This window comes from Pseudomonas putida (assembly GCA_041071465.1).
GTDB lineage: Bacteria > Pseudomonadota > Gammaproteobacteria > Pseudomonadales > Pseudomonadaceae > Aquipseudomonas > Aquipseudomonas putida_P.
Genome location: CP163498.1, coordinates 5,976,120 through 5,985,797, shown reverse-complemented (window position 1 = coordinate 5,985,797; position 9,678 = coordinate 5,976,120). Strand labels below are relative to the sequence as shown.

General features: G+C 64.7%; 6 protein-coding genes and 1 pseudogene. All 7 read right to left on the bottom strand.

The genetic code is table 11. The features are described 5' to 3' along the window. Positions 1–31 precede the first annotated feature (31 nt). Positions 32–817, bottom strand: a complete 786-nt coding sequence (locus AB5975_27390) for an ABC transporter ATP-binding protein (GenBank protein XDR20127.1) — start codon at positions 815–817, stop codon at positions 32–34. 11 nt (positions 818–828) lie between these two features. Beyond that, positions 829–1,584, bottom strand: coding sequence for an ABC transporter permease (locus AB5975_27385; protein ID XDR20126.1), 756 nt, complete (start codon positions 1,582–1,584; stop codon positions 829–831). A gap of 10 nt (positions 1,585–1,594) precedes the next feature. Continuing rightward, positions 1,595–2,346 (bottom strand): annotated as a pseudogene (locus tag AB5975_27380) (ABC transporter permease). Positions 2,347–2,543: 197 nt separating this feature from the next. After that, the gene (locus AB5975_27375; protein ID XDR20125.1) at positions 2,544–4,991 is read right to left on the bottom strand and encodes a TonB-dependent receptor plug domain-containing protein; all 2,448 of its coding nucleotides are present in this window, start codon (positions 4,989–4,991) and stop codon (positions 2,544–2,546) included. A gap of 117 nt (positions 4,992–5,108) precedes the next feature. Then, entirely contained in the window at positions 5,109–7,352 is a 2,244-nt protein-coding gene (locus tag AB5975_27370; GenBank protein ID XDR20124.1) for a TonB-dependent receptor, read from the bottom strand. A 204-nt stretch (positions 7,353–7,556) separates the two neighbouring features. Next, positions 7,557–8,615: an ABC transporter substrate-binding protein gene (locus tag AB5975_27365; protein XDR20123.1), complete on the bottom strand. Its 1,059-nt coding sequence runs from the start codon at positions 8,613–8,615 to the stop codon at positions 7,557–7,559. Next, positions 8,612–9,676 carry an ABC transporter substrate-binding protein gene (locus tag AB5975_27360; protein XDR20122.1) on the bottom strand — a complete coding sequence of 355 codons (1,065 nt, stop codon included), beginning with the start codon at positions 9,674–9,676 and terminating at the stop codon, positions 8,612–8,614. The genes AB5975_27365 and AB5975_27360 overlap by 4 nt, the downstream gene beginning before the upstream one ends. Positions 9,677–9,678: the final 2 nt, after the last annotated feature.

The window sequence follows — 9,678 nt, the reverse complement described above, 5'->3', positions numbered from 1 at the left end:
AAATGCCGGGGGCCGCACAGCGGCCCCCGGCTCATTGCCCCACCAGTTCTCCCAGCAACCGCTGCTTGTACCCCTGCAACACCTGGCTATCGCGCTGGCGCGGGTGCGGCAGGTCGATACGCAGGTCCTCGCGAATGCGCCCTGGGTGTGCATCCATGACGATCACCCGGTCGCCCAGGTACAACGCTTCTTCGATGTCATGGGTCACCATGATCACCGTGCAGCGCTCCTGTACCCAAATGCGCTGCAACTCCTGTTGCAAGCGCACTCGGGTCAGTGCATCCAGGGCGCCAAGCGGTTCGTCCAGCAACAGCACCTTGGGCTTGTTCACCAGGGCACGGGCAATCGCCGCGCGTTGGGCCATGCCGCCGGACAACTGGTGCGGGTAGGCCTGCTCGTAACCACTCAGGCCCACCAGGTCGATGTGCTCGGCCACCAGGCGGTTCTTCTCCAGCGCCGGTAGCGCATGGTTTTTCAAGGCCAGGGCAATGTTTTGCTGCAGGGTCATCCAAGGGAACAGGCGGTGGTCCTGGAACACGATGCCGCGCTCCAGGCCTGGCCCGCGCACGGGTTGCTGGTCCAGCAGGATCTGCCCCTGGTAGTCCTGATCGAGCCCGACAATCAGCCGCAGCAGGGTGGATTTGCCACAGCCACTGGCGCCGAGGATGCTGACGAATTCGCCAGGGCGAATGGCCAGGTCGATGCCTTCGAGCACCGGTACCGGCTTGCCTTTGAGCGGGTACGCTTTGTTCAGGCCGCGAATGGTCAGCGCGCCAGTGCTGGCGGTGGTGGGTAAAGCGTGGGCGATGGCGTTCATGGTTGGGCCTTTCAATGGTTGGTGCGCCAGCGCAGCAGGCGGCGGGTGAGCAGGGTGCACAGCCAGGACATCAGGTAGCCACTCAGGCCGATGCACAGCACGCAGACCACGATGATCTCCATGCGTGCGGTGGCTTCGGCATTCATCATCAGGCTGCCAAGGCCGGCGCCAGCGGACAGGAACAGTTCGCTGCCCACCGAAGTTACCCAGGCGAAGGCCAAGGCCTGCAGCACCCCGGCGGCAATGCCAGGCAGAGCCGCCGGCAGCAGGATCAACCACAGTTGCTGCCAACGGCTGAGCATCAGTACCTGCGCGGCTTCTCGGTGCTGGGCAGTGACCTGGCGCAGGCTTTCGAAGGTGTTCAGCACCATGGGGTACAACGCCGCCAGGCTGACGATCAACAGCTTGGCGCCTTCTCCATTACCGAGCCACAAGGCAATCAGCGGGATCCAGCCCAGCATCGGTACCTGGCGCAGGGCATGGAACAGCGGCGCGATCAGGCGGTTGGCCGGTGCGGACAGGGCCATCAGTGCCCCCAGGCCGACACCGCCGACAATGCCGATGGCCAGGCCGCTGCAGGTGCGCAGCAGGCTCGCCCACAGGTTGACCAGCAATTCACCGCTGCCCAGCAGCTCGGTCAGTGCCGTGCCCACTTGGGCCAGTGGCACGAAGGCATAGGCACCGGCCGCCCCCTGGCGCGAGGCATATTCCCATGCACCGAGCAGCAACAGCGGTAACACCAGGCCACGTATGTTCTGCAGTTTCATCTCATCCTCCTCAGCGGTTTTGCCAGGCAGAAAGGCGCCGTTCCACACGGCGCAAGGTGAAATCCAGGGCAAAGCCGATCAGCCCGGTCAGTACCACGCCGACCATCACCACATCGATGCGTAGCATCTGCCGGCCCATCTCGATCATCTGCCCAGGCCGCTGTCGGCCGCCAGCAGTTCGCAGGCCACCAGCACCACCCAGGCGCGGGTCAGGGCCACGCGAATACCGGTGACGATGGCCGGCACAGCAGCGGGCAGGGCAATCCGACCTACCAGCGTGGGCCAGCGCAAGCGGTACACCGCTGCCACTTCGAAATGACTGCGCGGGATCGCGCGGATGCCTTCGCAGGTGGCCAGTGCCACAGGGAAGAACGCAGTCTTGGCGACGATGACCACCTTGAAGGTTTCGTCGACGCCGAACAGCAGCACGAACATCGGGATCAGCGCGATGCTGGGCACCTGGCGCAAGGTATGGAACAGTGGGGCGCAGTAGGCCTCCACGGTTTTCGACAGGGCCAGCGCCGCGCCAAAGGCAAGGCCTGCCAGGGCACCACCGGTAAAGCCCAGGGCCAGCCGCGACAGGCTGCCGGCCAGGTGTTCCTGAAGCTCGCCGGTGGCCAGCAGGTCGGTGAGGCTGTGCCATACCTCCAGTGGCGGGATCAGCAGGTTGGCCGGAAACAGCCCAGCGTTGGCCACCGCCGCCCAGAGGGTGAGCAGGGCCAGGGGTGAGATGAACCAGGAAAGGGACGAGAGCACGCGCATGGCTGGCCTTGGATAAACAGGGGATACCGGGGTATCGCAAGAGCTGTGCCAGGCGGAGAAAGCCCCGGATTGCGAGGCTGAAGGTCGAGTGTGGTGCTTGAGCAGCAGCGATATGCTGCTTGAGCAGCAGTCATTCAGCAGTATCGGTGCTGGCTTCTTCGCGGGCTTGCCGGCGAAGAAGCCAGCGCGGTATCAGATCAGAAATCGTAACTCACACTGGTGTAGTAGAACGCCCCCTGCGCCCCCTCCGGGCTGGTGATGGAGTATTTCGGTACGCCATACAGCTGTGCGCCCTTGAGCTTGTCCGGGTGGCTGTCGAACAGGTTGATCGCACCCGCCGACAAGGTCAGGCCCAGGTCGAAACGGTATGACACGTCAAGGTCGGTCACCCACTGCGGGCTGAAGGTCTGGTCCAGCGTCGGGTTGGCAGCGTTGCGGTTTTTCCACTCGCCATAGCGGCGCTGGGCCACGGTGACGCTCCAGCCGTCATACAGCCAGTTGGCGCTGAGGGTCAGCTTGTCCTTGGGCGTACCGTCCTCGATCAGGCCCTGGGTGTTGCGGCCGATGATCTGGTTGCCGGGGATGCCGCCCACGTCGTCCAGGCCGGTGATGCGGGTATTGTTGCGCGCGTAGCCGCCGTTTAAGTCCAACCGGCCCCAGCCGGTCAGGTCCAGTTGGTAGTGGCCGGCCAGCTCGAAGCCATCGGTGCGGGTGTCGGCGATGTTGCTGTAGAACGCCGCGCTCTGGATGTTTGCGTAGGGCGTACCGGCGAAGATCGGGCCGACCACCGACGCCGGCAACTGGTCGGACAAGGTAATGCGGTTGTCGATGTCGATGCGGTAGGCATCGAGTGTGACCGACGCGTTTGGCAGTGGCCGCCAGACCAGGCCCACGGAGAAGTTGGTCGACTCTTCCGGCTTCAGCGCCTTGCCGCCAAGCAAGGCGGCCTCGGGGCTGTCGGCGCGCAGGGTGCGTTGCTGCACCTCGACCCAGTTGCCGCTGCCCGGCGGTTGTTCCACCACCTGCACGCTGAACGACGACAGCCCGCTTTGCACCAGTGAAGGCGCGCGGTAGCCGGTGCTGGCGCTGGCCCGCGCGGCAATCTGCGGGGTGAAGTCGTAACGCAGCGACAACTTGCCGTTGGTGGTGTCGCCAAAGTCCGAATAGTGCTCGCTGCGCACCGCCACACCGGCCTGGAATTTCTCGGTGACCTGGGCTTCGACATCGAAGTAGGCGCCGATCACCCGGCGGTCCAGCGACACCGCATCGACCTGGGTGATGCCCGAGTAGTAGCCGGGGATACGCCGGCCGGTGACAGGGTCGATCGTGTTGAACAGTGGCCCGTTGGACCAGCCGGCGGCGTCGCCCTCGCTGAGGTCGTAGTTTTCCTGGCGCCAGGCCAGCCCGGCGGACACGGTCAGCGGCTTGAACAGCCAGGCGTTGGCGAAGTCGCGGGTCCAGTCCAGGGTCAGGTTGGTCTGGTCGGCTTCGCGGCGGCCGGTGTAGATGGTCGACGGACTGGCGGTGCCCCAGCTGGGGTTGATGGCGTCGTGGTCGGTGGAATCGACGCGGTTGTCGCCGTAGTTCAGCGCCAGGTCGAAGTTGCCCAGGGTTTCGTTTTCAAAACGCAGGCCGCCAGTGACGGCAAAGTCTTCCAGGCCGTAGCGGGTGACTGGCAGGCGGCCGTCCGGGTAGCGCGCCAGGGCTACGCTGCCGTAGTTGTTGCGCAACGTGGTCGGCGGGTCGAAGAAGTTCTCGGCGTCGGTGTTCTTGTGCGCATAGGTGGCGAAGCCATAGGCACTCAAGCCTTCGCTCAAACCCATTTCAGCGTTGGCGGTAAAGTTGTACTGGTCCGAGACATTGCCCGAGCCCCAGCGCCAGTTGCGGTAGCGGTTGTTCTGCTCGCGCGGGGTGTCGATGCTGGTGGAGCCTGGGTAGAACAGGCGGTTGTCGTCGCGGGTGTCGCTGGCCGGGTCCTGGCTGCCCGCGTCGAATGCCAGGGTCAGGAAACCGTCGTTGGGCAGGGCAAAGCCCTTCCAACCGCTGAGTTTTCGCTGCAGACCGTCGCCTTTCTTGTAGCCACCGAAGCGGTAGCCGGCGTTGCCGCCTTCGTCGCGCTCCTTGAGCACGATGTTGATCACCCCGGCGATGGCGTCCGAACCGTATTGCGCAGCGGCGCCGTCGCGCAGGATTTCCACCCGTTCGATGGCCGACAGCGGGATCAGGCTGAGGTCCACTGCTGCCGCACCACGGGCGTTGACCAGGCCCTGGCGGGTGACGTTGGCGCTGGTATGGCGGCGCTTGCCGTTGACCAGTACCAGTACCTGGTCCGAGGCCAGGCCGCGCAGCGAGGCGCCTTGGGCAATGGAACCAGCAAAGGCGCCTTGGGGCGACTGCGGGAAACTGAACGAGGGTGACAGCGCGGTAAGCGCTGCGGACAGGTCGCTGGCGCCGGTTTCCTGAAGTTTTTCACCGCTCAGCACATCGACTGGCGCGGCGCTTTGCAGGGCGGTGACGTCGCTGCGATGGGTGCCGACCACGACCACGGTGTCGAGGCGGTCGTTGGGTTCGGCGGCGAATGCGGGCATGGCGAGGCCGGCGATGGCCAGGGCGATGGCGCTGGCCAGGGGGGTGTGGTGGGGCATGGGTAATCCTTCTATACGGCGTGATGCCTTGGGGCTGCTGCGCAGCCCATCGCGACGCGAGGCCGCTCCTACAGAGGGAGCGCGGGCTCCTTGTGGCAGCAGCCCAATGGTTTTCAATCAGAAGCGGCTGGTAACGCTGAGCCCGACGGTGCGTGGGTCGCCGTAGGTGATCACGTACTGCCCGGCAGTGCCGTTGGGCCGGCCATGCACCTGGTAGCGGCGGTCGGTGAGGTTGTTGACGAAGCCCGTCACGCTCAGCTTGTCGTCATGGCTGAACCAGCTCAGCCGCGCGTTGGCCAGGGTGTAGTGGGGCTGGCTGAGGGTTTCGTCGGCGCTGCTCTGGCGGTCGGCCAGGAAATACTCTTTGTCGCGGAAACTCACGTCGCCACCGGCCACCAGCTTGCCGCCGACCTCCAGCGGGATGGTGTAGTCGGCACCCAGCGACACCACGTTGCGTGGCGAGCGCACGAAGCTGTTGCCGCTGTAGTCGCCGGTTACCGCGCCGGTGGTGGGGTTGGTGTTCTTGAAATCGGTGTACTCGGTGTCCAGGAACGACACCGCCGCGCGCAGGTGCAGGCGCTCGGTCGGCTGGCCCTCGACCTCCAGCTCCGCGCCCTTGACCTTGCCTTTGGCGCCGTTGGTCAATGCGGTGGTGAGTACGCCGCTGTTCACTGTCAGCAGGTTCACCTGGATGTCGGAGTAGTCGTAGTAGAAGAGGTTGGCGTTGACGGTCAGGCGACGGTCGAACCACTCCGACTTCAGCCCCAGTTCGTAGGCATCCAGTTCTTCCGGGTCGACCGTGGTCAATTGCGCCAGGCTGGTCGACAGCCCGGTGTTGAAGCCACCCGAACGGAAGCCGTGGGCGTAGCGGAAGAACACCCGCAGGTTGTCGTTGATGCGGTACTCGGGGGTCAGGTCGTAGGTCCAGGCTTCCCAGGTCTTGTCTTCCTGACGGTTGCCGTTGGTGCCTACGCCGCCCAGTGGAATCAGCGGGCCGTTGGCCGTGGCGCGGGTCAACTGCACCAGGTCCAGGTCGATGTCCTTTTTCTCCTGGGTCCAGCGCAGGCCGCCGGTCACGCTGAAGTCATCGGTGAAGTCATAGGTCAAGTTGCCGAACAGCGCGTAGCTGTCGGTGCGGTGATCGTAGCCCAGGTCGCGGAACGCGGTAGTGCCCACCTGGTTCGAGCCGGTACCGTTGGGCGTGGGGCCGGGGGTGACGATGCGCTGGGCAGAACTGTCCAGGTCTTCATGGAAGTAGTGGGCGCCCACCAACCAGTGCAGTGGGCGGTCTTCCGGCGAGGCCAGGCGCAGCTCCTGCGACCACTGGCGGTAGCTGTTGTCGGTGATGGCCGCGCCGTTGACCTCGTAGGGGGTGTAGTCGGCATCGCTGGTGGAGCGGTTGCGGATGTAGTCGTAGGCGCTGATCGAGGTCAGCGTGTAGTCGCCCAGGTACCAGTTGAAGGTCAGCGAGGCGCCGTCGTGGTCCAGGCGGTAGTCTTCGTTGACGTTCAGCGAAATGTCGCGACCCTGCGGGCGTTCGTAACCGACGTTGTAGTAGCGGCCCACCGGCAGCGAACCATTGCTGCCGTCGCCTTTGAACTGGCGGCTGTGCAGCTTGAGCAGGGCGTCCAGGTCGGGGTTGAGCTGGGCCAGGAACTGCAGGCGGATGGCCTTTTTGTTCACGTCGCCATAAGTGTTGCCGTCGAAGTCGTTGTTCTGGAAACCGTCGCGTTCTTCGGAATACAGCGCTACTCGCCCGGCCAGTTTTTCATCCACCAGCGCACCACCAATGGCACCGGTGACGATGCGCTCGTTCTTGCTGCCAAAGCCGACCGTGCCATAGCCATCGGTGTCGAACGTCGGCTTTTTCGAGATCACGTTCACTGCACCGGCAGTGGTGTTCTTGCCATACAGGGTGCCTTGCGGCCCACGCAGGATCTCGATGCGTTCCAGGTCGAACAACGGCCCGCCACCGGCGATGGGGGCGTTGAGGTACACGTCATCGGCGTAGATGCCCACTGGGTAGACCGTTGCCGCACCGGTGTCGCCGGTGCCCAGGCCACGGATGTACCAGCGCGGGCGGCCGTCGCCGTCGGGGTTCTTGGCCGAGGCGTTGGGCACGAAGGTGGTGATGTCGCCCATCGAGCGCACACCGTCGGCAGTGATGCTGGTGCCTTTGATGGCCGATACGGCGACCGGGACTTCCTGCAAGGTCTGTTCGCGATGCTGGGCGGTGACGGTGACAGTTTCCAGGGCTGGTTCGTTTTTATTGTTTTCGTCGGCGGCGATAGCCTGGCTGCCGGTGCCGGCCAACAGCAGCGCGAGGCTGATCTGGCGGGCCAGTGGATGACGTTGGTGCATGGTGAATCTCCCCGTATGTAAAGCGTTGTTGGGGAGAGCTAGAGCAGGGACTGTGCCATGTTGTTAAGTTATTGATGTATAAAGATTTTATTTGAACTATTGGGCTGTGTTGCAGATTGGGCAGCAGTGGGGTGCTGGGCGAGTGCTGCTGGGGCAGCAGTGGTGGGGCTCAGATTGTCGGGGCCGCTTAGCGGCCCCAAAATCTCAAACTGCCAACCGCGACGTCGAACCGATCACACTCTCCAGCACGCGAAAATCAATCCACTCCCGCACATCGAAGCGCCGGGGTATGAACCCCCACCTGAACAGAAACTCGGTAAAGTCCTGCAACGCCCCGATCGAGCGGCTGTCCAGCGTTGTGCGCAAGCGCCGATGCGCATCGTCGCCATAGGCCGCCGCCACCCAGTACTCGCTGGTGTTCAGCTCACGCGCCAGAAAGCGCCGGGTCTCCTCCGGGTTGGCCCAGGCCCATTGCTCGGTGCGCAGCACCGTGTCGACCAGCGTGCGGCTGGCATCGAAGTGGTTCTCCAGCAAGTGCCGGTCCACGGTCAGCGTTCGCGGGGTGCCGTTGTTGCTGCGGATCAGCGGGTCGGGGTGGCTGCCGGTATCCACTACCACGCGCAGCCCAAACTCATGGGCCAGGTGCACGGCATGCGCGCCCTTGAGGAAGATGGCGTCGATATCGCCCCGTAGCAGGCCGATCAGCTCGTTGTTGCGGCGGCTGAAGCGGCTGGTGTCAAGGCTCACTTCGGCGCCATACAGGTGCTGCTTGGCGTCGTCGCTGTAGGTGCCACCGTAGGGGTAGTCGACCAATTCGACATCGGCAACGGCCAGGCCTTCGAGCTTCAGGGCGTTTTCCAGCCCGCGCAGGGCCTGGGCACGGGTGAAATCGATCTGCACGTTGGCCCACTTGGGTATGCCGAAGCGACGGTTTTTCAGGTCGCGGATGCTGCGTACGCCGCTTTCTTCGGTGGTGAGGATCAGCTGCACCTCATCACTCCACGACAGCCCCAGCACGCGGGTATCGACGCCGCTGGCATAGGCCCAGATCGCCGGGATGTTGCCGCCGTGGCGCACCGAGTTCTGCAGGTGGTGGTCGTAATGGGCCTCGCGCACCTCGCGTTCGCTGGATTCGCGCAGCGACTGGATGTTGGTGCCGAACGGCGCAAAGGCCTCAGCCAGGCGCCCCGACTGCACGGCAATGCCGAGGCCGGTGGGCACCGGGCTGTGGGTGTACCAGAGGGTTTCCAGGGGCTTGGTCATGGGGTAACGGGTTTCCTTTCCATGGAGGTGGGGGCCAGCAGCTGGTCCAGTGGTTGCTGGGCGATCCAGTCGCGCACCTCGAAGCGCGCCGGGATGAAGCGCCAGCGTTCGAGGAACTCGACAAAGTCCTGCAAGGCGGTAATGGCCTGATCGTCCAGGCGGGTGCTCAGGCGCAGGTGGGCGTCAATGCCGTAGGCCACTTGCACCCAGTACTCGCTGCTGTTGGTTTCCCGCGCCAGGTAGCGGCGGGTTTCATCCGGGTGCTGATGGGCCCAGCGCTCGGCGCGCAGCACCGAGCCAAGAAGCGTGTGCACCACCTGCGGGTGCTGCGCCAGCAGGTGGCTGTCCACCGCCAGGGTGCGCGGTGTGCCATTGTTGCTGCGGATCAGCGGGTCGGGGTGGCTGCCGGTGTCGATCACCGTGCGCAGGGCAAAGGCGTGGGCCAGTTGCACGGCGCTGGCACCTTTGAGGAAGATCGCGTCCACCTCGCCGCGCAGCAGGCCGGCCAGCTCCAGGTTACGGCCTTCGCTCTGGGTGCTGGATACCGGAGTGCCGGCCACGTTGCGCACTGGGCGGTCGCTGAAGGTGCCGTCGTAGCGGTAGTTGACCAACGCTACGTCGCCCACTTGCAGCCCTTCGAGTTTCAAGGCGTTTTCCAGGCCGCGCAGGGCCTGGGCACGGGTGAAGTCGATTTGCGCCGCAGCCCAGTCGGGCAGGCCGAAGCGCCTGCCCTTGAGGTCTTTGACGGTGTGGATGCCGCTGTGTGGTCGGGTCAGGATCAACTGCGCCTCATCGGCCCACGACAGGCCGATCACGCGGGTATCGCGGCCCTGGGCGCGGGCCCAGATGGCCGGGATGCTGCCGCCATGACGTACCGAGTTCAGCAGGCTGTGGTCAAAGTGCGATTCACGCACGGCCTGCTGCTCGGCTTCGCGTAGCGACTGCACCTGGGTGCCAAGGCTGGCCAGGTCCTCCTGCAGCCAGCCTTGCTGCACGGCAATGCCAAGGCCCGTGGGCACCGGACAACGGGTGTACCACAAGGTATCGAGGGGTTGGCTCATGT

Bases quoted from the DNA above. Each gene is read 5' to 3' on its own strand.
- AB5975_27390 (XDR20127.1), bottom strand. From the start codon at position 817: ATGAACGCCATCGCCCACGCTTTACCCACCACCGCCAGCACTGGCGCG.
- AB5975_27375 (XDR20125.1), bottom strand. From the start codon at position 4,991: ATGCCCCACCACACCCCCCTGGCCAGCGCCATCGCCCTGGCCATCGCC.
- AB5975_27385 (XDR20126.1), bottom strand. From the start codon at position 1,584: ATGAAACTGCAGAACATACGTGGCCTGGTGTTACCGCTGTTGCTGCTC.
- AB5975_27360 (XDR20122.1), bottom strand. From the start codon at position 9,676: ATGAGCCAACCCCTCGATACCTTGTGGTACACCCGTTGTCCGGTGCCC.
- AB5975_27370 (XDR20124.1), bottom strand. From the start codon at position 7,352: ATGCACCAACGTCATCCACTGGCCCGCCAGATCAGCCTCGCGCTGCTG.
- AB5975_27365 (XDR20123.1), bottom strand. From the start codon at position 8,615: ATGACCAAGCCCCTGGAAACCCTCTGGTACACCCACAGCCCGGTGCCC.